Below are 22962 nucleotides of genomic sequence, written 5' to 3' on the forward strand. Positions count from 1 at the left end.
GGGGCCGGTGCCTCAGGACCGGCGCCGCAGCTTCCTGCCGCCCATCGCCACGACGGCCACGCCCGCCAGCAGGAGGACGGTCCAGGTGTGGTCCCGGCCCTCGCCACCGCCGGGAGCGGGGGCGGCGTCGGGCGCGCCGCTGCCCCGGCCGGCGGGCGGCCTGTCCTCCTGCCCGGCCACCGGGACCCGGACGACCTCGCTGCGCCCGCCCTCGGTGCCGAACATGAGCGCCGAGCCGTCCGTCGTGTACGTCACCGACTCGGACTGGCCCTGGATCGGCGCCCGTACCGCCGTGTCGGCGCCGAGCCGGCCGTCCCGCCAGGCGTAGGCCCGCGCGCTGAAGTAGCCGCGCAGCAGCAGTTGGCTGCCGTCCGGCGAGAACGCCCCGTCCGTCACCCACGGCACCTCGCCGACGCGCCGGAAGACGTTGGTGCCGCCCGTGGTGAGCCGGGCGGGCCCCTCGTAGAGCCCGCCACCCTCCTCGTTCTTGCTGGCGATGTACACCCGGCCAGTCCTGGGGTGCACCATCATCGCCTCGGCGTTGCGCGGCCCGTCGGCGTACCGGACGGTGTACTGCGTGGCGTCCACCGTCCGGTCGCCCAGCCGCTCCGGCTCGCGGAACCGGTAGATCCACACGTTCGGCCAGGAGCCGTTGAGGTTGTCGCCGATGTCGCCGACGTACACATGGCCGTCGCCGCCGACGGAGACGGCCTCCATGTCACGCGGCTTGCCGACGCCGCGCATGGTGACCGTCGCCACCGTCCGGCCGGTGCGGGAGTCCACCGCGTAGACGTACGGCCCGTCCTGGTCGTTGTGCGTCCAGTAGACGCCGGGGTGCGCGCGGCTGGCGGCCAGACCGCTGGATTCGGTGATCCGGGGGTCCTCGATGGTGAACCCCCCGTCCTCGTCGGCCGCGCCCGCCGGGGCAGCGGCCAGCAACACCGCGGCCAGGGCCGCCACCGGAGTCGTACGCAACGAACGCATCCCCCCAGTGTCCACGGTCACATCGCGCGGCGCGGCCCCGGTCGGGGATGATGGCCCCCATGCGTTTCATGTTCGTCGGCGATTCCCAGACCATCGGACGCGCCGGCGACTACACCTGGCGCTTCCGGATGTGGCAGCACCTCAGCGCCACCTACGGCGGCCCGTACCGGATCGTCGGCCCGCGCACCGAGCTGTACGACACGGTGGCCGGGGCCCCCGTCTCCCACGACTACGCCGATCCGGCCTTCCCGGAGAAGGCGCGCAAGCACCTGGCCGGCTGGGGCGAGGGCTGGCTGCACATGGCCCCGCTGATCCGCGAGACGGTGGCCGCCACCAAGGCGGACGTCCTGCTGGTCGCGCTCGGCCTGATCGACCTCGGCTTCTACACCGGCAGTGACCAGACCGCCGCCAACGCCCGGGCGTTCATCGCCGGGGCGCGCGCCGCCAATCCGCGCGTCCGGACGGTCGTCCTGCCGGTGATACCGAACGTACGGGCCCTCGACGACCCGCCCTTCGCCGCCGAGTGCGCCCGTTTCAACGAGCTGCTGGCCAAGGCCGTCGCCGACCTCGACGAGCCGGGCTCGCCGCTGCTGCTGGCGTCGGCGCCGGACTCCTACGACCTGTACACCGACACCTACGACGGCACCCATCCGGGCCCGTCGGGCGAGCACAAGCTGGCCGCGGCCTTCGCGACGGCGATGCACCAGGCGTGGGACATCGGCGGCCCCTACACCGCCCGGCACTGACCGTCCGGCACCGGCCGCGGGGCGGGACGCCGGCTCACTCCTCCTCCGTCCTGACCCTGGGCAGCAGCAGCACCCCCCAGGTGATCATCACCGTGCCGACGCCCTCCGGGACCAGCCACCAGCCGGCCCGCAGCCGGTCGCCGTACACCGCGATCCCGAGCGCCACGCTGACCAGCGCCTCCCCCAGGGTCAGGGCCGGCTGCGAGGCGACCAGCGGGCCGGACTCCATGGCGTTGGCCAGCAGGAAGAGCGCGCACGCCCCGGCCGCGACGAACCCGTACGTCTGCCAGCAAGCCAGGAAGGCGCCCAGGCCGTCCCGTTCGAAGGTGTCGACGGCGAACTTCATCAAGGTGGCGGTCAGTCCGTAGCCGATCGCGGAGGCCGAACCGAACAGGGCGGCGCGCGCCTTGCCCCGGGGCCGGGCCAGCGCCGCCAGCACACCGGCCGTCATGGCACCGCCGGTGGCCAGCAGCGTCCAGACCCACACGGCCGCCGGGACACGGGCGTGCCCCTCGTCCGGCGCGGCGGCGGCCAGGGCCAGGCCCAGCCCGGCGGCGATCAGGAGGGCCGCCACCCAGCCGGTCGTGGGCAGCCGGCGCCGGGAGATCGCGGCGGCGATCAGGAGGGTGAAGGGCAGCTCGGTCACCAGGATGGGCTGCACCAGCGACAGCGTCCCCAGCGCCAGCGCCACCGCCTGGCACACCGCGGCCACGACGATGACGGCGATACCGCCCAGCCAGGCCCAACTGCGCAGCAGGTGGGGGACCAGCCGGACGCTGAAGGCGTCACCCGGCGGCACGCGGCGCGCGGCGATCCGCTGGAGCACCGTGCCGGTGGCGTTGCCCACGGCCGTCAGCACCGCGAACAGCACGGCGAGGAGGACCGACCCTAGGGGCGCCACGCGCCGACCTCTTCCGGCGCGGGCCCCGGCCGCCGTTCCCGCGCCGGTGGTACGAGCACCGAGCGGGCGAGCAGCACCAGCCACACCCCCACCACCAGCAGGTGCGCCCGCTGCGGGACACCGTGCCAGCCGGGGTGCCCGATCAGCGGCCCGACCGTGCTGACCGACGACACCAGCGCGCACCCGAGCACGACCGGGCCCCAGCGGCCCGCGCCCGGTGCGCGGACGAGCAGCACCATGGCGGAGAAGAGGAAGAAGTGCACCAGGGCGCTGGTGACCGTGTGCGACACGTGCACGGCCTCGCAGGCCGGTTCCACCGAGGGGGCACAGCGCATCGGCAGCAGCACGTCGCCCAGGGACGCCCCCGCGAACCCCGCCAGCGCCCACCACCCGGCACGCGCCACGGCACCGGTCGCGCGGCCCCGCACCAGCAGGGCCACCGTCCCCAGGAGGAGCGCGCACGCGGCCTCCGTGCCCCCGAACACCGCCCGGTAGGGCTGGTCGGCCGCGTACAGCTCGCTCACGTAGGAGTGCCGGGGATCGAGCCCGGTGGGCAGGACCAGCTCCAGCAGCCAGCAGTTGTACAGCACCGCGGCCCCACCGAGCCCCGCCGCCGCCGTCCGTCCCGGCGCCCGGGACCGCCCGCGCGCCGGCCGGCCACGCGGCCGGAGGTCGCCGCCGTCACGGGCGCGGGGCACGGGCCTTGTCATCCCCGCTGGTCTAACGCCCCCCGGGCACCCCGTCCAGTAACCGGCCCGCCCCATCGGCCACATGGCGGAGGGGACCGCACACCGCGCGCCGGAGTGCGCCGCCCCGGCCGTTCCCGGCGCCCCGCGCCGGCCGCCGGGCTCCCGGCTCAGCCGCCCGAACCGCTCCCCAGCCGCTCCGCCAGCTCCTCGGTGTCGGCGACGAACCAGGTCTGCCGTCCCCGGTCGCACTCGCGGACGAAGTCCCGCAGCGCCGGACTGGCCGCCGTGTGGCGGGAGACGTCGCCGAGGACGACGAGCCCCAGCCGGTAGTTGGCGAACTTCTGGACGATCTCGCCCGCGACACGGGTGCGCAGCTCGAAGAACGACGCGTCGAACCGCTCGACGGGGACGACGACCCACTGGGCCCCCTGGTACCCGGCGTCGCCTATGAGGTCCAGGGCCTGGCGTTCCCCGGCGATGGGCTCGCCATCGGCCGGGCACATCAGGACGGGGACGCCGTGGATCGTCTGGAGCGTGGTCATGACGACCGAGGCTAGCCGCGGAACGGCGTCCCGGTCGACGTGGTTTCCGCTAGTGGGCGATGCCGTCGATCAGGTCCCTGGCGCCCTGGCGCAGGAGGGCGACGGCCACCGAGGTGCCGAGGGTCGCCGGGTCGAGGCGGCCCGCCCACTCATGGGCGTTGAGGACCGTCTTGCCGTCCGGGGTGAACACGCTCGCCCGCAGCGAGAGCTCCCCGCCTCGCTCGCACTTCGCGTACCCGGCGATCGGGCTGTTGCAGTGCCCTTGCAGGACGTGCAGGAACATCCGCTCGGCGGTGGCCTCGCGGTGGGTGTCCGGGTGGCCCAGAGCGCTCACCGTGTCGATGACGGCGGTGTCGTCCTCGCGGCACTGGAGGGCCAGGATGCCCGCGCCGATCGGCGGCATCATCACCTCGGGCGACAGGATCTCGCTGATCACGTCGGTGCGGCCGATGCGTTCCAGCCCGGAGACGGCCAGCAGCAGCGCGTCCGCCTCCCCGGCCGCCAGCTTCTCCAGCCGCCGGTTGGCGTTCCCCCGGAAGGGCACGCACTCCAGGTGCGGGTGGGACGCGGCGAGCTGGGCGACGCGGCGCACCGACGACGTGCCGATCCTGGTCCCGGACGGCAGCTCGTCCAGGGTGAGACCGCCGGGGTGCACGAGGGCGTCCCGGACGTCGTCCCGCTCCAGGAAGGCGGCGAACGTCGTACCGGCGGGCAGCGGCCGGTCGGCGGGCACGTCCTTGACGCAGTGCACCGCGAGGTCCGCCTCACCGGCGAGGAGCGCGGCGTCGACCTCCTTGGTGAACGCTCCCTTGCCCTCCACCTGCGCCAGGTCGCCCATCCACTTGTCGCCGGTGGTCTTCACCGGCACCACTTCGGTACGGATCTCCGGGCGCAGCGCCCCCAGCTCGGCGCGGACGCGCTCCACCTGGGCCAGGGCCATGGGCGAGTCGCGGGAGACGATGCGGATCAGCTCAGGAGCGGACATGCCGTCCACGATAGACCCGCGGGTGTGCCCAAAACCGCGCCCCCGGCCGCGTCACACGGGCCCGACGCCCTCCTGGAGCAGTTGCCGCCAGGAGACGGGACGCCGGGGCGGCGGGCCACCCGACGCACGGGCGGCGGCCCGGCGGCGGCAGGGGGCGCAGAGGGTTTCGTCGCCGACCGGGCGGAAGACGTGGTCGTCACCAGGACCGGCGCAGGCGATGAGTCCCGCGCGGGTCGGCGGCCCGGCGGGAACGGGCAGTTTCTCGGTCAGCCGGTGCCGCAGGAAGCCCACCGCCGAGCGCACGCCGCCCGGCGGCAACCCCGAGGTGAGGGCTTGGCGCAGGTCGGCCGCCGGGACCCCGCGCCGCAGCCACTCGGCCGCCGCGTCGGCCAGGCCGCGTGCCTCCCGGACGCCGAGCAGCAGGTCCCGGTGGGTGTGCCGCAGCGACAGCAACAACCGTTCCGCCTCGGCGACTTCCGGCCCCCCGGCGGCCCCAGGGGCCTCGGGGACCGCCGAGGGCTCGGTGGCCCCGGGGATCCCGGGCACCGCCGGGGCTTCGGGTGGGGCTTCGGGTGGCGGGTGGGGGATGTTCTTCTCCCCGTTCTTGTCTTCCGGAGGAGAGCCACCGACCACCCGGGGCCCCGGTGGACCGACCGTCGGTTCCGGGGGACTCGGTGGCGGTACCCCGTCGCGGACCCGGTCGGCCTCCTCCCGCGTGAGGCTGACGTTGGCCATCAACTGGTCCGTCGTCCAGCGGCCCCGGCCGTTCTGCCACCGCCACTCGAAGAAGAACCCGCACGCCACCAGCGCTTCCTTGGCCCGGTGGTACGCCCGGGGCTTCATGCCCATCTTCGTCGCGTGCTCGTTGAGCGGCCTGGCGGCCTCGCCCTCGGGAAGCCCCTGGACGTACAGGATGAGCACCTTCGCGTCACTGTTCAGACGCGGGTGGCGCACGATGTCGTGCGAGGCCTTCGTGTAGCGCCGAACGGGCGCGATAGCATGCCGAAGCATCGTGGGTGGACCTGGCTTTCCACTGGCGGTGAAGGTCCTCGGACGGTGTTGGCGCACCCCCGGGGACCGCCCCGTTTACACGGAGCGTATTGACTCGGTCACACTAGCGTACGTACCACGATTTCGTGCAACAAGTCCGGTTCCACGAAGGGCACTTCGCCCGTCGGGCGCGACCGCCAGTCCAGCGGCCAGGTCAGCCCGCGCAGCGCGGGCACCCCCACGAACGCCTCACTCCGGTGATTGCGGCTCAGCGCCCGCGCCCCGGCCGGCCAGGCGTAGCCGGACGCGGTCCGCGGCGGCAGCAGGAAGTACACGTTCTGCGCGCCCGCCAGCTCCCGGACGATCGGCCCGGCGGCGAAGTCGGTGAACTCCATGAGCTCGTACGCCACTTCCTCGCCGCGCAGCCCTCCGATCCGCACGGCGTCGAAGTGGATGCCCGCGTGCCGCAGGGCATGTCCGGAGGCAGGCACCCAAGTGGGCACCGTGTCAAGTGAATTGCGCTGATCCATGCGGACAGCTTCCCGGCCGATGTCTACTGTGACCAGCGCCACACACGTTCTGTGACGGGCTGTGCACGTGCGGAGGTCGGATGTGAACATCGGAAACAACGGGAGCCCGGGTGCCGCCAAGGCATTCGGGAGGCTGCTGCGCTTCCACCGGGAGCGCGCGAAGGTCTCGCAGGAGACGCTGGGTCACCACACCGGCTACTCCAAGTCCCAGGTGGCCATGATCGAACGCGGCGAACGCCGCCCGAGGGGCAACTTCGTGGACGTGGCGGACGAGCTGCTGGGTGCACAAGGTGCACTGGTGGAGGTGGCGGAGGAGCTGAAGGCGAGTGGTGTCGCCGCCTGGTTCGAGGACTACCTGGAGGAGGAGGCGAGGGCGGCGGGTGTCCATTGGTACGAGACCCACCTGATTCCTGGGCTGCTCCAGACGGAGGCGTACGCTCGCGCCGTGTTCAGCTGCGCGTGTCCGTCTCTAGATGACGAGGAGATCGAAGCGGGCGTAGCTGCCCGGATGGCTCGGCAGGCACTCTTCCACCGCAAGCCCGCGCCGCTGGTCAGCTTCGTACTGGAGAAGGCCGCGCTGGCGAAACCGCTCGGCAGTCCGGGGACCTTGAAGGAGAATCTCCACCACGTCCTCCACATCGGGCGGCTGCGCAATGTAGAGATCCAGGTGATGCCAGAGGACCGGCACACCCATGCCGGCCTCAACGGACCCTTCATCTTGCTGGAGACAGCGAAGCGCGAAAGTCAACTCGTCTACGTCGAGGGGCAGGGCGGACGCTACTTTCTCAGTGAGCAGCCCGATGTTGGGGACGTGTTCGCACGGTATGGCATTCTGCGGGCGCAGGCCCTCAATCCCGAAGACTCCGCCGAACTCATCGAACAGGTGGCACGCGAGCTATGAGCACCAACCTCAACTGGTTCAAGTCCAGCTACAGCGGCGGCCAGGGCGGCGACTGCGTCGAGGTCGCCTACACCTGGACCAAGTCCTCCTACAGCGGCGACCAAGGTGGGGCCTGCGTCGAGGTGGCCACCTGCCCCCACACCGTCCATGTCCGTGACTCCAAGGACATCACCATCCCGGCCCTGGCCGTCTCCCCCACCGCCTGGGCCGAGTTCGTCGCCACCCTTCCGTAGCGGACCCCGCCCCCGTCTGGGCGCTCAGGACTGAGCGTCCAGGCGGTCCACCGCGTCCTTGGCCTCCTTGAGGTCGGCGCCGGTCAGCGTGCGGTACTGCTTGATCGCCTCGATCTTCTTGCCCTGCCGCACCAGCTCGGCCACCTGCGCCAGCGCCGGGTCGGTGTCCTGGATGCCCAGGTGGTCGAGTATGAGATCGATCTTGTGCTCAAGGCGGGCGATCCTGCGATTCGTGCCCTTGAGCCTCGTCTCGACGCCGGAGAGCACCAGACCGGCGGCGACCAGAACGACTACGAGTGTCCACATGGGCTCGATCGTAGGTGCGCCCCCGTGAGCCCACGGCACCGGGAAGGCCGGGTGCCACGGGGACGGACCGGCGCGGCCAGCGAGGCGCTCTTGCCCGGAGCGCGCTCGAAGGCGTTGGCTGTACATCCATGAAATACACGCAGCTCGGACGCACCGGACTCAAGGTCAGCCGTATCGTCCTCGGCACCATGAACTTCGGGCCGCAGACCGACGAGGCCGGCAGTCACGCCATCATGAACGCCGCGCTCGGCGCGGGGATCAACTTCTTCGACACCGCCAACGTGTACGGATGGGGTGAGAACAAAGGGCGGACGGAGGAGATCATCGGCTCCTGGTTCGCCAGAGGCAGCACCCGCCGTGACAAGGTCGTCCTGGCCACCAAGGTGTACGCGAACATGGGCTGCGACGGGGACGCCTGGCCCAATCACGACCGGCTGTCCGCGCTGAACATCCGGCGGGCCGTCGAAGGCAGCCTCAAGCGGCTGGGCACCGACTACATCGACCTCTACCAGTTCCACCACATCGACCGCCGCACGCCCTTCGAGGAGATCTGGCAGGCGATCGACGTCCTCATCCAGCAGGGCAAGATCCTTTACGCCGGGTCGTCCAACTTCCCCGGATACAAGATCGCCCAGGCCAACGAGGCCGCCGCCCGGCGCGGCATGGTCGGGCTGGTCAGTGAGCAGTGCCTGTACAACCTGGCCGAACGCCGCGCCGAGATGGAGGTGATCCCGGCCGCCCGGGACTACGGCCTCGGGATCATCCCCTGGTCGCCGCTGCACGGCGGACTGCTCGGCGGGGTGCTGAAGAAGGAGGCCAGGGGCACCCGGCGCACCACGGGCCGGTCGGCGGACGCGCTGGCCAGCACGGCCGTGCGGGCACAGGTCCAGGCGTACGAGGACCTGCTCGACAAGCACGGCCTGAAGCCCGGCGAGGTGGCGCTGGCCTGGCTGCTCACCCGGCCCGGGGTGACGGGCCCTATCGTCGGGCCGCGCACCGCCGAGCAGCTCGAGTCCGCGCGGCGGGCGGTGGAGCTGGAGCTGGCGGACGAGGTGCTGACGGAGCTGGAGGGGATCTTCCCCGGTCCGGGGCCGTCCCCGGAGGCGTTCGCCTGGTGACGCGTACGCGCGTCAGACCACCGAGGCGACCGCGATGATCACGAACATCAGCACAAGCACACCGGCCATGATCCGGTTACGGGTTTTGGGGTCCACCCTTCGAGACTAACCCGGGCTCCGCCGCGCCCCGCCCCAGGGGCCAGCTGCCGACCGTCTCGTAGCGCGGCTGGTCCCCGGCGGCGCCGCTCGTCGGCAGGTTGCTGCGGACCAGGTGCAGCTCGGTCACCTGCCACCGGGTGCCGTCGAAGTCGCTCAGCTCCGCCACGTAGCCGCGCAGGTCGGTCTCGGAGCGGGCCCGGGCCAGGGTCAGGTGGGCCTGGTAGCGGCGGTGCTCGTCCATCGGGATGCCGCTGCGCCGGGCCGCCGCGTCCGCGCGCTCGGCGAGCAGCCGCAGTTCGTCCAGCCCGCCCGCCGCGCCCGCCCACAGCACCCGGCGGCCGAACCGGCCGCCGCCGTGGAGGCGCAGCGGGAAGGGCTCGGTGCGCTGCGCGGCCCGGGCCAGGCGCGTGCGCAGCTCCGGTAGCTGCCGCTCGTCCACCTCACCCATGAACGCGAGGGTGAGGTGCCAGCCGGCCCGGCCGGTCCAGCGCAGCGCGCCGGCGCCCGGCTCGTCCAGGGCCCGCAAGCGGTCGACGGCGGCGGCGAGTTCGTCGACCGCCACGGGCGGCAGCAGCACGGCAGCGAAGAGCCTCATGCCGGGAGTCTGGCACGGTGGCGGCGGGCCGCGGCCCTCACGCCGCGGTCGTCAGCCGCTCCCGTGGCTCGAACCGCACGTGCGGCTGGCCGCGGCGGAGGTCGAGCCGCAGCCGCAGCCCGCCCACCCGGGCGAGCACCAGGCCGATCACCACGGCGGCGGCCATGGAGACCGCGCCACCGGTGGCGAACCCGACACGGGCGCCGTAGGTGTCGGTGATCCAGCCCACCAGGGGCGCGCCCAGCGGCGTACCGCCGACGAAGACCATCATGTACAGGCTCATCACCCGGCCCCGCATCGTGGGGTCCGTCGCCATCTGGACCGACGAGTTGGCGGTGACGTTCACCGTCAGGCCCACCATGCCGATCGGGACCAGCAGCAGGGCGAAGAGCCAGAAGGCGGGCGAGAAGGCGGCGACGATCTCCAGCGCGCCGAAGAGCACGGCCGCGCCGACCAGCATCCGCAGCCGGGAGCTGCCGCGCCGGGCGGCCAGCAGGGCGCCGGCCAGCGAGCCGATCGCCATCAGGGTGTTGAGGAACCCGTACGTCCCCGCTCCGACGTGGTAGACCTCGTCGGCGAAGGCGGTCAGCCAGATCGGGAAGTTGAAGCCGAACGTGCCGACGAAGCCGACCAGCGCGATCGGCCAGATCAGCTCGGGCCGCCCGGCCACGTACCGCAGGCCCTCACGGAGCTGTCCCTTGCCGCGCGGGGCGCGCTCCACCTTGTGCAGCTCGCCGGTGCGCATCATGAGCAGGGCGGCCAGCGGGGCGAGGAAGGACAGCCCGTTGACCAGGAACGCCCAGCCGCTGCCGATGGACGCGATGAGCAGGCCGGCGACGGCGGGGCCGACCAGGCGCGCCGACTGGAAGTTGGCCGAGTTGAGGCTGACGGCGTTGCGCAGCTGGTGGGGGCCGACCATCTCGGAGACGAAGGACTGCCGGGCCGGGTTGTCGACCACGGTGACCATGCCGAGCAGGAACGCGATCAGGTACACGTGCCAGACCTGTACGTGCCCGGAGAGGGTGAGGACGGCCAGCGCCAGGCCGCACAGGCCCAGCGCGCCCTGGCTGATCAGCAGCAGGCGCCGCTTGGGGTAGCGGTCGGCGATGACACCGCCGTACAGGCCGAAGAGCAGCATCGGCAGGAACTGCAGCGCCGTGGTGATGCCGACGGCCGCCGCTGAGCCGGTGAGCCCGAGGACCAGCCAGTCCTGGGTGATCCGGGCCATCCAGGTGCCGGTGTTGGACACGATGGCGCCGGTGAAGAACAGGCGGTAGTTGCGGACCTTGAGCGAGGAGAAGGTCCCCTTGCCCGCCGAGGTCGCGGTGGTGCTGGTGTTGTCGTGGTTGTGTGCGGGGGCGGAGAATGCTCCGGATCCCGTACTCAAAAGGGGTCGCCTCCTTGGCAGTCGCGCGTTTCACCGATGTGTTTACAGATGGGCGAGCTTCTCCAGTACGGGGGCGGCCGCGCGGAGCCTCGCCCACTCGTCCTCGTCCAGACTCTCGGCGAGCGAGGCCAGCCAGGCGTTCCGCTTGCGGCGGGACTCCTCCAGCATGGCTTCGGCCGTCTCGGTCTGGCTGACCACCTTCTGCCGGCGGTCGTCGGGGTGCGGCTCCAGCCGGACCAGTCCCTTGGCTTCGAGCAGCGCCACGATCCGCGTCATCGACGGCGGCTGTACGTGCTCCTTGCGGGCCAGCTCACCGGGGGTGGCCGAGCCGCAGCGGGCGAGGGTGCCGAGCACCGACATCTCGGTCGGGCTCAGCGATTCGTCGACGCGCTGGTGCTTCAGGCGCCGGCCCAGCCGCATGACGGCCGAGCGGAGGGAGTTCACGGCGGCCGCGTCGTCACCGTGGGAAAGGTCAGGCATGGTGTTTAGCATAACTCATTACCCAAGCTAAATACCAGTGCGGAGCTCACCCCTCCTCCTCCTCGTGTCACCCGAACGAGTGAGAGATATCCGGAATGTGACGCACGAGGCAGGAGTCGGCGGTCACGCTGACCGGCATGGGATCGACCGTGCTCAGCCTGCGCGTGGACGGGGAGCTGCTCGACCGGATCCGGCGGCACGCCGCCAGAAGCGGCATGAGCGTCCAGGACTATGTGGTCCGGACGCTCATGCGTGACGACTTCGACGCCCGCTTCGAGGCGGCGGTCGACGAGACGGAGAGGTTCTACGGCCGTGGGTGACCGCCGCGACCCGACGGCCCGGGCCACCCCGGCGACCCGGGCGGCTCAGGTGAGGCCGAGGGCGGGCATCGCGTAGTAGAAGACGAACACCGCCGACACCACGTACATCGCGACGGGCACCTCCCGGCCGCGCCCGGCCGCCAGCCGCAGCACGCTGAAGGCGACGAAGCCGATGCCGATGCCGTTGGTGATCGAGTACGTGAAGGGCATCATCACCATGGCCAGGAACGCCGGCACCGCGATGGTGAAGTCGCTCCAGTCGATGTCCCGGACCGAACCGGCCAGGATCAGGAAGCCGACCGCGAGCAGCGCGGGGGTGGCCGCCTGGGACGGCACCATGGTGGCCAGCGGCGTCAGGAACAGCGCCACCGAGAACAGCGCGCCGGTGACGACGGAGGCGAGGCCGGTACGGGCGCCCTCGCCGACACCCGCCGTGGACTCCACGAAGCAGGTGGTGGCGGAGGACGAGGTGGCGCCGCCGGAGGCGACGGCGATGCCGTCGACGAAGAGGACCTTGTTGATACCGGGGAAGTTGCCCTGCTTGTCCATCAGCTTGGCCTCGTCGCCGACGCCCAGGATGGTGCCCATCGCGTCGAAGAAGCAGGACAGCAGCACGGTGAAGACGAACAGGCAGCCGGTCAGCGGCCCGACCTTCTCGAAGCCGCCGAACAGGCTCACATCCCCGACCAGGCCGAAGTCCGGGGTGGCCACCGGGTTGCCGGGCCACTTGGGGGTGGTCAGGCCCCAGGACGGGACCTTCGCCACCGCGTGGATCACCATCGCCACCACCGTCATGACGACGATGGAGATCAGGATGGCGCCGGGCGTCTTGCGGATGATCAGCGCGAGGGTGAGCAGCGTGCCCAGCACGAACACCAGCACCGGCCAGCCGGCGAGGTGACCGCCCGCGCCGAGCTGGAGCGGGACGGTGGTGTGGGCGGCGTCCGGGATGCGGGAGACGAAGCCCGAGTCGACCAGGCCGATCAGCATGATGAACAGGCCGATGCCGATCGCGATGCCCTTGCGCAGGCCGACCGGCACGGCGCTCATCACCCGCTCGCGCAGGCCCGTCGCCACCAGCAGCATCACCACCACACCGGCGAGGACCACCATGCCCATCGCGTCCGGCCAGGACATGCGCGGCGCGAGCTGGAGGGCGACGACGGTGTTGACGCCCAGACCGGCGGCCAGCGCGATCGGCACGTTGCCGATGACGCCCATCAGGAGGGTGGAGAGGGCGGCGGTGAGCACGGTGGCGGTCACGAGCTGACCGCTGTCGAGCTGGTTGCCGTACATGTCCTTGGCGCTGCCGAGGATGATCGGGTTGAGCACGATGATGTAGGCCATCGCGAAGAAGGTCGCGAATCCGCCGCGTACCTCCCGGGCGACCGTGGAACCGCGCTCCGAGATCTTGAAGAAGCGGTCCAGGCCGTTGGTCGGCTGCTGGGGCGGCGGCGGGGAGCCGGCGTCCACCGGCGCGGTGGCCGAGGAGGGCATGCGAAACCTCTGCTACGGGGGGTGGGTGACCCGGTCGCCCTTGTGGATTCACACGAACAAAACCGGTCAGACGTGGGCCGTTTCAGTATGAATACATAAGGGAAAGATCGCCATCTTCGCGCGTAGACCCTTGCGGCGCCTGGCATCCGGTGGTCCCGGAGGGCCTGCGGGGCGGCGCCCTAGACTGTCCGCATGGCGAAGTGGACCCCCAAGCACGAGGCACCGGAGCCCCTGGAGGGGCCCGTCGTCGCCACCATCACCGGCGGCACGATCATCTGGTTCGTCCTCTTCCTGGCCCAGGTCCCCTTCTACGGCTGGTTCGCCGACCGCGACCTCACCTGGTGGGTCTGGACCTGCCTGGCCGGCGCCGGGCTGGGGCTGATCGGCATCTGGTACGTCCGCAAGCGCGACGCGGCGATCAAGCGGGCGGCGCGCGGCGACCACGCCTGAGGCCGACCGCCGGCCCTCCAGGCAAGGCCCGGACCTCCCGGCAACCCCCGTACGACCACGGGACCATCCGCCTCGTACCAGCGGTGGATCTTTCGGCCGCCCGGGGGGTGAGCGGGGCGATCCGGTCGTACCGTCGGAGGCATGACGCAGCGGGCGAAGATCGACACCGGCGGGCCGGAGCCCGGCGGACACCTCATCGGCACCGGAACCGAGCCCGGCCCCGCGCACCCCGAGCCACCACCCGTGACCCACCGGCCAGGAGGGCTGACGGCCGCCGAGGTCGCCGAACGAGTGGCACGGGGCGAGGTCAACGACGTCCCCGTACGCAGTTCCCGCTCCACCGGCGACATCGTCCGAGGCAACGTCTTCACCCGCTTCAACGCCATCATCGGCGTGCTCTGGGTGATCATGCTGGTGGTCGCGCCGATCCAGGACAGCCTGTTCGGCTTCGTCATCATCGCCAACACCGGCATCGGCATCATCCAGGAACTGCGCGCCAAGAAGACCCTCGACGGGCTCGCCGTGATCGGCGAGGCCCGGCCCACCGTCCGGCGGGACGGCACCGCCACCGCCGTGCCCACCTCCGGGATCGTCCTCGGGGACTGCGTCGAGCTGGGCCCGGGCGACAAGGTGGTGGTCGACGGCGTGGTCGCCGAGGCCGACGGCCTGGAGATCGACGAGTCGCTGCTGACCGGCGAGGCCGACCCCGTGGTCAAGAAACCCGGGGACCAGGTCATGTCCGGCAGCTTCGTCGTCGCGGGCGGCGGCGCGTTCACCGCCACCAAGGTCGGCCGGGAGGCGTACGCCGCGCAGCTCGCCGAGGAGGCGTCCCGGTTCACCCTGGTCCACTCCGAGCTGCGCAGCGGCATCTCGACCATCCTCAAGTACGTGACGTGGATGATGGTGCCGACCGCCGTCGGGCTCATCATCAGCCAGCTCGTGGTCAAGGACACCGACGTCAAGAACTCCGTCGCCCGCACCGTCGGCGGCATCGTCCCGATGATCCCCGAAGGACTGGTCCTGCTGACCTCGGTGGCGTTCGCCATCGGTGTCATCCGGCTGGGCCGCCAGCAGTGCCTCGTCCAGGAACTGCCCGCCATCGAGGGCCTCGCCCGGGTGGACGTGGTGTGCCTGGACAAGACCGGCACCCTCACCGAGGGCGGCATGGACGTCACCGAGCTGCGCACCCTGGACGGCGCGGACGAGGCGTACGTCGCCAAGGTCCTCGGCGCGCTCGGCGAGTCCGACCCGCGCCCCAACGCCTCGCTCCAGGCGATCATCGACACCTACCCGGACAGCGACGACTGGCGTTGCACGGAGTCCCTGCCGTTCTCCTCCGCCCGCAAGTACAGCGGGGCGGCGTTCAGCGAGGGCGACGGGCAGAGCAGCACCTGGCTGCTCGGCGCGCCCGATGTGCTGCTGCCGGACGGCGATCCGGTCCTCGACGAGATCGAGGACCTCAACGAGCGGGGACTGCGGGTGCTGCTGCTGGCCCGCGTCACCGGTGAACTGGACGACCCCCGGGTCGCCGAGGGCGCCCGGCCCGCCGCCCTGGTGGTGCTGGAACAGCGGCTGCGGCCCGACGCCGCCGACACCCTCGCCTACTTCGCCGACCAGGACGTCGCCGCCAAGGTCATCTCCGGTGACAACGCGGTCTCGGTCGGCGCGGTCGCCGGCAAGCTGGGCCTGCCCGGCGCCGCGAACACCGTCGACGCCCGCCGCCTGCCCGAGGACCGGGACCGGATGGCCAAGGCCCTGGACCGGGGCGCGGTCTTCGGCCGGGTCACCCCGCAGCAGAAGCGGCACATGGTCGGCGCGCTCCAGACGAACGGGCACACGGTCGCCATGACGGGCGACGGCGTCAACGACGTACTGGCGCTCAAGGACGCCGACATCGGCGTCAGCATGGGCTCCGGCTCCGAGGCCACCAAGGCCGTCGCGCAGATCGTGCTGCTCAACAACAGCTTCGCCACGCTGCCCTCGGTCGTCGCCGAGGGCCGCCGGGTCATCGGCAACATCACCCGGGTGGCCACCCTGTTCCTGACGAAGACGGTCTACTCGGTGCTGCTGGCGATCCTGGTGGTGTGCAGCGGCGTCGAGTACCCCTTCCTGCCCCGCCACCTCACCCTGCTGTCCACCCTCACCATCGGCGCCCCGGCGTTCTTCCTGGCGCTGGCGCCCAACAAGGAGCGCGCCAAGCCGCACTTCGTGCGGCGGGTGATGCGGTACGCGGTGCCGGGCGGGATCATCGCGGCCGCCGCCACCTTCAGCACCTACCTGCTGGCCCGGACCCACTACAGCGGTCCCGACGCGCTGAGCGCCGAGACCAGCGCGGCGACGCTCACGCTGTTCCTGGTGTCGATGTGGGTGCTGGTGATCATCGCCCGCCCCTACACCTGGTGGCGGGTCGGCCTGGTCGCGGCGATGGGCCTGGGCTTCCTGCTGGTGCTCGTCGTGCCCTGGCTCCAGGACTTCTTCGCCCTGCGGCTGGTGGGCACGACGATGCCGTGGGCGGCGGTGGCCGTCGCGGCGGCGGGCGCGGGACTGCTGGAACTCACCTGGCGCGCGGTCGACCGCAGGTTCCCCGCGTAGCCGGTGGGCGGCGGGCGGTGCTGGCGGCGCGTGGCCGGTGGTGGTGCGTGGGCGGCGGTGGCGGTGCGCGGGCGGCGGTGCGCGGTCCTGGCGCACGGCCGCCGGGCGGGTGCGCCGGGGGCGGCCGTCCTACCGGAGGGCCGGGGCCCCGGCCGTGGCACGGGCGGGCTCGGTGGCGCGGGCGGATTCGGCCACCCCGTCCGCCTCGGCGGCGCGCAGGGACTCCACCTCGGCCACCACGCGCGCCGCCCGCTGCGGCGACATGTCCAGGCGGGCGAGCACCGCGGGGGTCGCGATACTGGGGTAGATGTGCTGGTAGACGGAGGTGACGCGGGCTTCGAGGTCCTCGCGCTCGGTCAGGGCCTGCGAGTACATCTGGGCCCCGGTCCAGCAGGCGCAGAACACCCAGGCCGTCTCGGCCGGGTTCACGTGCGGCAGGAGCTCGCCCTGGGCCTTGGCCGCCTCCAACAGCCGGGTGGTGAACTCGATCCAGCCCGGCACCGACCCGCCGCAGAAGACGTCCCGCATCTCGGGGCCCAGGGACAGCCGGGCACCCGCGCTGAGCATGGGCTCCCGCTTGATCCGGTACGCGAGCAGCAGACCGACGTCCACCATCTCCTGGAGCTTGCTGTCGCGGGGCGGCACGCCGCCCTCGGCGAGCTGCTCGTCCAGCACGCCCTGTGCCAGCGCCTGCTTGGAGGGGAAGTGGAAGTACAGCGCTCCCTTGGTGACGCCCGCCCGCTCCAGGATCTCCGCGATCGTCGCGGCCTCGTAGCCACGCTCGTCGAACACCGCCGCAGCCGCTTCCAGGATCGCGCGGCGCGTGCGGACCGCGCGCTCTTGCCGTGCCACGCTGCCTCCGCTTACTGAGGGCCGTCCAGGACGCCTCCGCCGGGTCGCTGGTGCCGTAAAACAAACCAACCAGAAGGTCCGATGTTAGCAGTCGGGAAATCGGCGAGTCCCGGGTTCGCCGGGCGGGCACGCCGATCCGGCGCCGGGAAAACCCCGGCCGGCCGGCGGGCGGCGGGGGGGCGTGCTCGCGGCGGGCGTCCGGGGCCGCGCCGTCAGGCGTCGCTGTCCGGCTCGCCGCCGGCGTTGCGGATGATGCGGCGCAGCACCGACAGCATGGTCGCGTACTCGGCGTCGTCGATGCCTTCCCTGAGCCGCGCGCGGATCACCGGGGCGTGCTCCTTGACCCGGGCGTGGGCTCGCCGGCCGGGCTCCGTGACCCACAGCCGCCCGCCGTCGTCCTGGGCCACCAGCCCGTCCCGCGCCAGCCCGGCGACCTCCGGCTCCAGGTCGTGGTCCCCCAGGTAGGGCCGCATGACGGCGGTCAGCTCCGCGGTGGTGAGGCCCTGCCCGTCGGGCGCGGGGTCGTCGGGGCAGAGGTGGCGCAGCACCCAGTACTGCGGCTGGGTCAGGCCGAGCGTGCGCAACTCGCCACGGATGAAGGCGATGACCGCCCGGTGCGCGACCTCTCCCAGCTCGGTCTCGGCGTGCGGCACGGTGCTGTCCCTCCGGTCGGCGGCGTCACGGTCCTCCGCGGGGCGCGGCCGGGGCCGGGACGCTCCGCGATGCTACTGTCCTACGCCATGATCACCGGCAGTGGCATGCTCGCGGACAAGTCGGCCCTGATCACCGGCGCCAGTACCGGAATCGGCGCCGCCGCCGCCCGGGTCTTCTGCCGGGAGGGCGCCGCCGTGACCCTGGTCGCCCGGCGGGAGCGGGAGCTCGCCGAGCTGACCGCCGACCTGGTGCGGGCGGGGCACCGGGCGCAGTACGTGGTCGCGGACGTCACCCGTCGCGAGGACGTGGACCGGGCGGTCGCGGCGGCCGTGGACGGGTTCGGGCGGCTCGACGCGGCGTTCAACAACGCGGGGCTCGGGGCACTGCCCGGCCCGACGCACCTGATGGACGACGCCGTCTACGACGCCGTCATGGACGTGAACGTGCGCGGGGTGTGGAACTGCCTGCGGGCCGAGCTGACGGCGATGCTCGCCGGTGGCGGCGGGTCGATCGTCAACAACAGCAGTACGGCCGGTCTGGTCGCCACGGCGGCCGGCTCCCCCTACATCGCCGCCAAGCACGCGGTGATCGGGCTGACGAAGGCGGCGGCCCACGAGTACGGCTCACGGGGCGTGCGGGTCAACGCCCTGGCCACCGGCGCGACCCGGAGCGACATGATCTCGGGCTGGCTGGCCGAGGACCACCCCGCACGGGAGGACGCGATGGCGGGCAAGGCGATGCTGGCGCGGATCGCGGACCCCACCGAGATCGCCGAGGCGGCGGCCTGGTTGTGCGGTGACCGCTCCTCCTATGTGACGGGTACGACGCTGGCGGTGGAGGGCGGCCGGCTCGCCCGCTGAGGCGCCGGGCCTTCGGACGGGGCGCGGCCGGGCGTGCGGACGAGTCGCGGCCGGGCGTGCGGACGGGTCGCGGACCGGCCTCCGGCGCGGGCCGGCCGGAGGCGCGGGTTCCGCGTCGTCCGGTCAGGCGGCGCAGGCCGGGAGGCCGCCGTGGAAGGCCACCATCTCGGAGAACATCTCCTCGATGTCGAGCGGGTGGCCCGGCCGCGCGCCCCTCGCCTCGGCGTAGGCGCGATGGAGGTTGGGGACGATGCGCTCACTGTCGATGAGCGAGGCGAACGGGCCCAGGTCCGCCTCGCGCGCCGTCTCCAGCGGGGTGAGCCCGGCGGCGATGCCCTCGGCGGCCAGCCGCTGGACATGGCGCAGGTAGGCCGCCGTGGAGTCGAGCAGCTCGGGGCCGCCGACCGGGCCGTGCCCCGGCACCACGGTCTCGGGCGCCAGGGCCCGCAGCCGGTCCACCACGTCGAGCGATCCGGAGACCGAGCCGGTGAGGCAGAACGGGGTGGCGCCGGACATCACGACGTCGCCGGTGAACAGCACCCGCTGGGCGGGCAGCCACACCACGGTGTCGTTCCTGGTGTGGGCGGTGCCCAGGTGCATCAGCTCGGCGCGGACACCACCGAGGTGGAGGGTGATCGGCTCGCGGAAGGTCAGGCTGGGCAGTTCCACCGCGACGTCGCCCCACCGCACGTCCGGCCACAGGCCCGTCAGGTGCAGCCCGGCCAGGTCCATCTCCGCCCGCGTCGCCTCGTGCGCGACGATCACCGCCCGGTCGCTGAAGAGGCGGTTGCCGAAGGTGTGGTCACCGTGCGGATGGGTGTTCACCACATAGCGCGGCGCGTGCGGTGTCACCGACCTGACGGCGTCCCGCAGCGCCCTGGCCCGCGCCTCGGTGGCGGCGGTGTCGATCAGGGCGGTCATGCCGCCGGCGGTGACGAGCCCCGCGTTGTTGAGGCACCAGCCGCCGTCGGGCTGGACGTACGCGTAGACGTCCGGGGCGACCTCGTGCAGACGCGCGGCGGACGGCGAACGGGGGGAAGGGTCGGACACTGCTCGCTCCTGGTCGGGGCACATCACGGGGTGGACGAGGCGAGGGCCGGGTTCCCCCCGAGCCGGGTGAAGAGGCGGTTGCAGTAGACCATCGGCTCCGCGACACCCGTGGCGACGGACTCGACCCGGCCCACCAGGATGCTGTGGTCACCGCCGTCCAGGACGCCGTGCGTGACGCAGGCGAGCCGGGCCGTGGCACCGGGCAGCCCCGGCAGCCCCGCCTCGCACGGCTCCATCGTGCCGCCGGCGAACTTGTCGTGGCCGGAGCGGGCGAAGGCGCCCGCGACGTCGGCCTGGTCCGCCGCCAGGACGTTCACCAGGAACCGGTCGGCGGCCGCGAAGGCGGCGTGGCACGAGGCCGTCCTGGCCAGGCAGACCAGCACCAGCGGAGGGTCCAGCGACAGCGAGGTGAACGAGCTGGCGGTGAAACCCCAGCGGCGTCCGCTCGTGTCCACGGTCGTCACGACCGTGACGGGGGTGGGCACGCGTGCCATCGTGCGGGCGAACTCGTCGGGGTCGACGGGGGGCAACGGTCTCCTCCTGGCTCTGGAGCGCGGTTCGGCGGCCGGGTCCCGGCGCCGCGGTGCACCACGGCCCGGGCGGGGCATGGGCCGCCGGGGCGGGCGCCGGTGCCGGCACCCGCCCCGGGGCGGTTCGTCAGGGCGCCGAGCGGACCACCATGGCGGCGTTGAAACCGCCCCGGCCCCGGGCCAGGACCAGCGCCGTGCGCAGCCTCGCCGGCCGGCGCGGGGCGGTGACCAGGTCGACCGGGCAGTCCTCGGCCGGGGTGCCGGTGCCCGTGGTGGGCGGGATGACCCCGTCGCGCAGGGCGAGGAAGGCCGCGGCGAGGTCGAGGGAGGCCCCGCCCGCCGAGAGCCGGCCCGTCATCGTCTTGGGGGCGGTCACCGGGACTCCGTACTCCCCGAAGAGCGAGGCGACGGCCCGGGCCTCCTCGCGGTCGGCCGCCCGGCGCCCGGCGGCGTCGGCGAAGACCACGTCCACCTCGTCCGGGGCCACCCCGGCCTGCCGCAGGGCCAGTTCGGCGGCGGCGCCCAGGCGCGGGGCGCCGCCCGAGCCGGGCGCCGGGTCGAACGTCGAGGCGTACCCGGCGACCGTTCCGTACGCCGTGGCGCCCCGCGCACGGGCGGCGTCCGCGTCCTCCAGGACGAGGAGCGCGCCGCCCTCCCCGGCGACATGGCCGGCGGCGTCGGGCGAGAAGGGCAGGAAGGCGCGCTCCGGGTCGTCGGCGGTGCTCAGCTCGCCCCCGGCCAGGTGCGCCACCCAGCCCCAGGGGCAGAGTGAGGAATCCACCCCGCCGGTGACCAGCAGCCGTACACCGCCGCGGAGCTGGCGGCGGGCCTGGGCGACCGCGTCCAGGCCGCCGGCCTGCTCGGTGACGAGCACCCCGCTGGGGCCGCGCAGCCCGTTCCTGATGGAGATCTGGCCGGAGTTGACCGCGTAGAACCAGGCGAAGGACTGGTACGCGCTCACATACTGGCCCCCCTTGCTCCACAGGGCCTCCAACTCGCGCTGGCCGAACTCGAAGCCGCCCGCCGAGCTCGCGGTGATGACGCCCGCCGCGTAGTCGGGCAGCTCGGCGGGGTCCACGCCCGCGTCGGCGAGGGCCTCCTCGGCGGCCACCAGGGCGAGCCGGGTCATGTGGTCCGTCTGGGGCAGCAGCCTGCTGGGGATGTGCTCGGCCGGGTCGAACCCCGGCACCTCCCCGGCGAGCCGGGCCGGGTACTGCCCGGGGTCGAAGCGGGTGACCGGGCGGATCCCGCTCTCCCCGCGCAGGACCGCGCCCCACCACGCCTCGGTGCCCAGGCCGTTGGGTGCCACCACGCCGATACCGGTGACGACGGGAGCCGCGGCGGAGGCGGGCGCGGCGGCGCCGGCGCGCCCCAGGGTCTCAGTGCTCATACGGCGTCTCCCAGGCGCGGGCGGGTCAGGACCATGGCGCTCTGGAAGCCGCCGAACCCGCTGCCGACGCTCAGGACGGTGTCGGTGCGCTGCTCGCGGGCGACCAGCGGGGTGTAGTCCAGGTCGCAGGCCGGGTCGGGGTTGTGGAGGTTGGCGGTGGGCGGCACCGTGTTGTGCTCGATGGCCAGGGCGCTGGCGGCCACCTCCAGGGAGCCGATGGCGCCGAGCGAGTGCCCGATCATCGACTTGATGGAGCTGACCGGGACCTCGTGGGCGCGCTGCCCGAGGCTGCGTTTGAACGCGGCCGTCTCATGGCGGTCGTTCTGCTTGGTGCCCGACCCGTGGGCGTTGATGTAGTCGACGGCGCCGGGGTCGAGCCGGGCCTCGTCCAGCGCGACCGTGATGGCCTCGGCCATCTCCCGGCCGTCGGGGCGGAGCCCGGTCATGTGGTAGGCGTTGCAGCGGCTGGCGAAGCCGGCGATCTCTGCGTAGACGTGGGCACCCCGGCGACGGGCGGCGGACAGCTCCTCCAGGACCAGCACGGCCGAGCCCTCCCCCAGGACGAACCCGTTGCGGGAGGCGTCGAAGGGCCGGGAGGCGGTCTCCGGCTCGTCGTTGCGCGGCGAAGTGGCCTTGATGGCGTCGAAACAGGCCACCGTGATCGGGGAGATGGGGGCCTCCGTGGCGCCCGCGATCATCACATCGGCGCTGCCCTCGCGGATCAGCTCGACGGCGTGGCCGATGGAGTCCAGGCCCGAGGTGCAGCCGGTGGACACCATGGCGACCGGGCCCTGGGCACCGGTGCGCCAGGCGACCTCCGCCGCCATGGAACTCGGCACGAAGTAGTCGAACAGGTGCGGTACGGCGAGGGCGTGGTCGACCTGCCAGGTGCTGCCGCCCCGGCTCACGGTGTTGTACTCGCTGTCCAGGCCCATGGTGCAGCCGACGGCGCTGCCCAGGGTGACACCGGTACGGGTGGGGTCCAGCCCGGCGCCGGTCAGCCCGCTGTCGCGCACCGCCTCCTCGGCGCTGACCAGCGCGAACTGCGCGGCCCTGTCGAGGCGGCCGGCCTCCTCGGGGGTGAAGCCGTGGCGCAGCGGGTCGAAGTCGGCCTCCGCGGCGATACGGGACCGGAAGGGGGTGGCGTCGAAGAGGCTGATGGCCCGGGTCGCGGTCCTCCCGGAGGTGAGCAGGGACCAGAACTCCTTGGTGCCCACTCCCCCGGGCGCGACCACGCCTATCCCGGTGATGACGACGCGTCGGCTCATGGGGTGTCCTTCA

The 22962-nt window shown here is 72.8% G+C and carries 26 protein-coding genes; 8 read left to right on the top strand and 18 right to left on the bottom strand.

Annotation, left to right across the window (positions count from 1 at the left end; all coding sequences use genetic code 11):
• Positions 1 to 12: 12 nt before the first annotated feature.
• Positions 13 to 984: a WD40 repeat domain-containing protein gene (locus tag AB0H53_RS14190; protein WP_362111470.1), complete on the bottom strand. Its 972-nt coding sequence runs from the start codon at positions 982 to 984 to the stop codon at positions 13 to 15.
• Positions 985 to 1043: 59 nt separating this feature from the next.
• On the opposite strand from AB0H53_RS14190, the gene AB0H53_RS14195 reads away from it, so the two are divergent.
• A complete protein-coding gene (locus AB0H53_RS14195; RefSeq protein WP_362111473.1) occupies positions 1044 to 1730 on the top strand; it encodes a GDSL-type esterase/lipase family protein in 687 nt (228 codons plus the stop codon).
• 34 nt (positions 1731 to 1764) lie between these two features.
• Here AB0H53_RS14195 and AB0H53_RS14200 read toward each other — a convergent pair whose 3' ends face one another.
• From AB0H53_RS14200 to AB0H53_RS14225, 6 genes are all read right to left on the bottom strand, one after another.
• Positions 1765 to 2631, bottom strand: coding sequence for a DMT family transporter (locus AB0H53_RS14200; RefSeq protein ID WP_362111476.1), 867 nt, complete (start codon positions 2629 to 2631; stop codon positions 1765 to 1767).
• On the bottom strand, positions 2619 to 3221 hold the full coding sequence (locus AB0H53_RS14205) for a DUF998 domain-containing protein (RefSeq protein WP_362111479.1): 603 nt from the start codon (positions 3219 to 3221) through the stop codon (positions 2619 to 2621). Before AB0H53_RS14205 ends, AB0H53_RS14200 begins: the two co-directional genes overlap by 13 nt.
• Positions 3222 to 3487: 266 nt before the next feature.
• The gene (locus tag AB0H53_RS14210; RefSeq protein ID WP_362111482.1) at positions 3488 to 3862 is read right to left on the bottom strand and encodes a DUF4180 domain-containing protein; all 375 of its coding nucleotides are present in this window, start codon (positions 3860 to 3862) and stop codon (positions 3488 to 3490) included.
• Between the two features lie 49 nt (positions 3863 to 3911).
• Complete coding sequence (hemC, locus tag AB0H53_RS14215; protein WP_362111485.1) at positions 3912 to 4847, bottom strand: hydroxymethylbilane synthase; 936 nt, start codon at positions 4845 to 4847, stop codon at positions 3912 to 3914.
• A gap of 51 nt (positions 4848 to 4898) precedes the next feature.
• On the bottom strand, positions 4899 to 5858 hold the full coding sequence (locus AB0H53_RS14220; RefSeq protein ID WP_362111488.1) for a hypothetical protein: 960 nt from the start codon (positions 5856 to 5858) through the stop codon (positions 4899 to 4901).
• A 98-nt stretch (positions 5859 to 5956) separates the two neighbouring features.
• On the bottom strand, positions 5957 to 6367 hold the full coding sequence (locus AB0H53_RS14225; protein ID WP_362111491.1) for a hypothetical protein: 411 nt from the start codon (positions 6365 to 6367) through the stop codon (positions 5957 to 5959).
• Between the two features lie 82 nt (positions 6368 to 6449).
• On the opposite strand from AB0H53_RS14225, the gene AB0H53_RS14230 reads away from it, so the two are divergent.
• Positions 6450 to 7268: a helix-turn-helix transcriptional regulator gene (locus tag AB0H53_RS14230; protein ID WP_362111494.1), complete on the top strand. Its 819-nt coding sequence runs from the start codon at positions 6450 to 6452 to the stop codon at positions 7266 to 7268.
• Positions 7265 to 7501 (top strand): DUF397 domain-containing protein, encoded by a 237-nt coding sequence (locus tag AB0H53_RS14235; protein ID WP_362111497.1) that lies wholly within the window; start codon positions 7265 to 7267, stop codon positions 7499 to 7501. Before AB0H53_RS14230 ends, AB0H53_RS14235 begins: the two co-directional genes overlap by 4 nt.
• 24 nt (positions 7502 to 7525) lie before the next feature.
• On the opposite strand, the gene AB0H53_RS14240 is transcribed toward AB0H53_RS14235, so the two are convergent.
• A complete protein-coding gene (locus AB0H53_RS14240; protein ID WP_362111500.1) occupies positions 7526 to 7807 on the bottom strand; it encodes a ribosomal protein L7/L12 in 282 nt (93 codons plus the stop codon).
• 128 nt (positions 7808 to 7935) lie between these two features.
• Between AB0H53_RS14240 and AB0H53_RS14245 the strand changes: the two genes are divergently transcribed.
• On the top strand, positions 7936 to 8925 hold the full coding sequence (locus tag AB0H53_RS14245) for an aldo/keto reductase (protein ID WP_362111503.1): 990 nt from the start codon (positions 7936 to 7938) through the stop codon (positions 8923 to 8925).
• 76 nt (positions 8926 to 9001) lie between these two features.
• Here the strand turns inward: AB0H53_RS14245 and thpR are convergent, their stop codons facing one another.
• The 3 genes from thpR to AB0H53_RS14260 are packed head-to-tail and all read right to left on the bottom strand — an operon-like array spanning position 9002 to position 11486.
• The gene (gene thpR / locus AB0H53_RS14250; RefSeq protein WP_362111506.1) at positions 9002 to 9619 is read right to left on the bottom strand and encodes an RNA 2',3'-cyclic phosphodiesterase; all 618 of its coding nucleotides are present in this window, start codon (positions 9617 to 9619) and stop codon (positions 9002 to 9004) included.
• Between the two features lie 37 nt (positions 9620 to 9656).
• Positions 9657 to 11006, bottom strand: coding sequence for an MFS transporter (locus tag AB0H53_RS14255; RefSeq protein ID WP_362111509.1), 1350 nt, complete (start codon positions 11004 to 11006; stop codon positions 9657 to 9659).
• A gap of 42 nt (positions 11007 to 11048) precedes the next feature.
• Positions 11049 to 11486, bottom strand: coding sequence for a MarR family transcriptional regulator (locus tag AB0H53_RS14260; RefSeq protein WP_362111512.1), 438 nt, complete (start codon positions 11484 to 11486; stop codon positions 11049 to 11051).
• A gap of 137 nt (positions 11487 to 11623) precedes the next feature.
• Here AB0H53_RS14260 and AB0H53_RS14265 point away from each other — a divergent pair, with 137 nt between their 5' ends.
• Positions 11624 to 11806, top strand: coding sequence for a ribbon-helix-helix protein, CopG family (locus AB0H53_RS14265; protein ID WP_362111515.1), 183 nt, complete (start codon positions 11624 to 11626; stop codon positions 11804 to 11806).
• Positions 11807 to 11851: 45 nt separating this feature from the next.
• Here the strand turns inward: AB0H53_RS14265 and AB0H53_RS14270 are convergent, their stop codons facing one another.
• The gene (locus AB0H53_RS14270; RefSeq protein ID WP_362111518.1) at positions 11852 to 13303 is read right to left on the bottom strand and encodes an NCS2 family permease; all 1452 of its coding nucleotides are present in this window, start codon (positions 13301 to 13303) and stop codon (positions 11852 to 11854) included.
• A 192-nt stretch (positions 13304 to 13495) separates the two neighbouring features.
• Here AB0H53_RS14270 and AB0H53_RS14275 point away from each other — a divergent pair, with 192 nt between their 5' ends.
• Together AB0H53_RS14275 and AB0H53_RS14280 are read left to right on the top strand one after the other, a co-directional pair.
• Complete coding sequence (locus AB0H53_RS14275; RefSeq protein WP_362111521.1) at positions 13496 to 13753, top strand: DUF2530 domain-containing protein; 258 nt, start codon at positions 13496 to 13498, stop codon at positions 13751 to 13753.
• A gap of 141 nt (positions 13754 to 13894) precedes the next feature.
• Complete coding sequence (locus AB0H53_RS14280) at positions 13895 to 16345, top strand: HAD-IC family P-type ATPase (RefSeq protein WP_362111523.1); 2451 nt, start codon at positions 13895 to 13897, stop codon at positions 16343 to 16345.
• 129 nt (positions 16346 to 16474) lie between these two features.
• Here the strand turns inward: AB0H53_RS14280 and AB0H53_RS14285 are convergent, their stop codons facing one another.
• Positions 16475 to 17197, bottom strand: a complete 723-nt coding sequence (locus AB0H53_RS14285) for a ScbR family autoregulator-binding transcription factor (protein ID WP_362111526.1) — start codon at positions 17195 to 17197, stop codon at positions 16475 to 16477.
• A gap of 212 nt (positions 17198 to 17409) precedes the next feature.
• Positions 17410 to 17850, bottom strand: coding sequence for a MarR family winged helix-turn-helix transcriptional regulator (locus tag AB0H53_RS14290; RefSeq protein WP_362111529.1), 441 nt, complete (start codon positions 17848 to 17850; stop codon positions 17410 to 17412).
• 87 nt (positions 17851 to 17937) lie between these two features.
• Here AB0H53_RS14290 and AB0H53_RS14295 point away from each other — a divergent pair, with 87 nt between their 5' ends.
• The gene (locus tag AB0H53_RS14295) at positions 17938 to 18711 is read left to right on the top strand and encodes an SDR family oxidoreductase (RefSeq protein ID WP_362111532.1); all 774 of its coding nucleotides are present in this window, start codon (positions 17938 to 17940) and stop codon (positions 18709 to 18711) included.
• Positions 18712 to 18834: 123 nt separating this feature from the next.
• On the opposite strand, the gene AB0H53_RS14300 is transcribed toward AB0H53_RS14295, so the two are convergent.
• The 4 genes from AB0H53_RS14300 to AB0H53_RS14315 all read right to left on the bottom strand — a co-directional run bounded on the left by AB0H53_RS14300 (position 18835) and on the right by AB0H53_RS14315 (position 22949).
• Entirely contained in the window at positions 18835 to 19785 is a 951-nt protein-coding gene (locus AB0H53_RS14300) for an MBL fold metallo-hydrolase (protein WP_362111591.1), read from the bottom strand.
• Positions 19785 to 20291 (bottom strand): flavin reductase family protein, encoded by a 507-nt coding sequence (locus AB0H53_RS14305; protein ID WP_362111535.1) that lies wholly within the window; start codon positions 20289 to 20291, stop codon positions 19785 to 19787. The genes AB0H53_RS14300 and AB0H53_RS14305 overlap by 1 nt, the downstream gene beginning before the upstream one ends.
• Before the next feature lie 127 nt (positions 20292 to 20418).
• Complete coding sequence (locus tag AB0H53_RS14310; protein WP_362111538.1) at positions 20419 to 21681, bottom strand: ketosynthase chain-length factor; 1263 nt, start codon at positions 21679 to 21681, stop codon at positions 20419 to 20421.
• A complete protein-coding gene (locus AB0H53_RS14315; RefSeq protein ID WP_362111541.1) occupies positions 21678 to 22949 on the bottom strand; it encodes a beta-ketoacyl-[acyl-carrier-protein] synthase family protein in 1272 nt (423 codons plus the stop codon). Before AB0H53_RS14315 ends, AB0H53_RS14310 begins: the two co-directional genes overlap by 4 nt.
• Positions 22950 to 22962 lie beyond the last annotated feature (13 nt).

This window comes from Streptomyces sp. NPDC050856, assembly GCF_040653855.1.
Taxonomy (GTDB): domain Bacteria; phylum Actinomycetota; class Actinomycetes; order Streptomycetales; family Streptomycetaceae; genus Streptomyces.

What these genes read in the sequence shown, in the direction of transcription:
- AB0H53_RS14265 (WP_362111515.1), top strand. Translation starts at nt 11,624, where the DNA reads ATGGGATCGACCGTGCTCAGCCTGCGCGTGGACGGGGAGCTGCTCGAC.
- AB0H53_RS14295 (WP_362111532.1), top strand. Translation starts at nt 17,938, where the DNA reads ATGATCACCGGCAGTGGCATGCTCGCGGACAAGTCGGCCCTGATCACC.
- AB0H53_RS14235 (WP_362111497.1), top strand. Translation starts at nt 7,265, where the DNA reads ATGAGCACCAACCTCAACTGGTTCAAGTCCAGCTACAGCGGCGGCCAG.
- AB0H53_RS14210 (WP_362111482.1), bottom strand. Translation starts at nt 3,862, where the DNA reads ATGACCACGCTCCAGACGATCCACGGCGTCCCCGTCCTGATGTGCCCG.
- AB0H53_RS14220 (WP_362111488.1), bottom strand. Translation starts at nt 5,858, where the DNA reads ATGCTTCGGCATGCTATCGCGCCCGTTCGGCGCTACACGAAGGCCTCG.
- AB0H53_RS14190 (WP_362111470.1), bottom strand. Translation starts at nt 984, where the DNA reads ATGCGTTCGTTGCGTACGACTCCGGTGGCGGCCCTGGCCGCGGTGTTG.
- AB0H53_RS14260 (WP_362111512.1), bottom strand. Translation starts at nt 11,486, where the DNA reads ATGCCTGACCTTTCCCACGGTGACGACGCGGCCGCCGTGAACTCCCTC.
- AB0H53_RS14275 (WP_362111521.1), top strand. Translation starts at nt 13,496, where the DNA reads ATGGCGAAGTGGACCCCCAAGCACGAGGCACCGGAGCCCCTGGAGGGG.
- AB0H53_RS14245 (WP_362111503.1), top strand. Translation starts at nt 7,936, where the DNA reads ATGAAATACACGCAGCTCGGACGCACCGGACTCAAGGTCAGCCGTATC.
- AB0H53_RS14315 (WP_362111541.1), bottom strand. Translation starts at nt 22,949, where the DNA reads ATGAGCCGACGCGTCGTCATCACCGGGATAGGCGTGGTCGCGCCCGGG.
- AB0H53_RS14240 (WP_362111500.1), bottom strand. Translation starts at nt 7,807, where the DNA reads ATGTGGACACTCGTAGTCGTTCTGGTCGCCGCCGGTCTGGTGCTCTCC.
- thpR (WP_362111506.1), bottom strand. Translation starts at nt 9,619, where the DNA reads ATGAGGCTCTTCGCTGCCGTGCTGCTGCCGCCCGTGGCGGTCGACGAA.
- AB0H53_RS14300 (WP_362111591.1), bottom strand. Translation starts at nt 19,785, where the DNA reads ATGTGCCCCGACCAGGAGCGAGCAGTGTCCGACCCTTCCCCCCGTTCG.
- AB0H53_RS14225 (WP_362111491.1), bottom strand. Translation starts at nt 6,367, where the DNA reads ATGGATCAGCGCAATTCACTTGACACGGTGCCCACTTGGGTGCCTGCC.
- AB0H53_RS14310 (WP_362111538.1), bottom strand. Translation starts at nt 21,681, where the DNA reads ATGAGCACTGAGACCCTGGGGCGCGCCGGCGCCGCCGCGCCCGCCTCC.
- AB0H53_RS14280 (WP_362111523.1), top strand. Translation starts at nt 13,895, where the DNA reads ATGACGCAGCGGGCGAAGATCGACACCGGCGGGCCGGAGCCCGGCGGA.
- AB0H53_RS14270 (WP_362111518.1), bottom strand. Translation starts at nt 13,303, where the DNA reads ATGCCCTCCTCGGCCACCGCGCCGGTGGACGCCGGCTCCCCGCCGCCG.
- AB0H53_RS14195 (WP_362111473.1), top strand. Translation starts at nt 1,044, where the DNA reads ATGCGTTTCATGTTCGTCGGCGATTCCCAGACCATCGGACGCGCCGGC.
- hemC (WP_362111485.1), bottom strand. Translation starts at nt 4,847, where the DNA reads ATGTCCGCTCCTGAGCTGATCCGCATCGTCTCCCGCGACTCGCCCATG.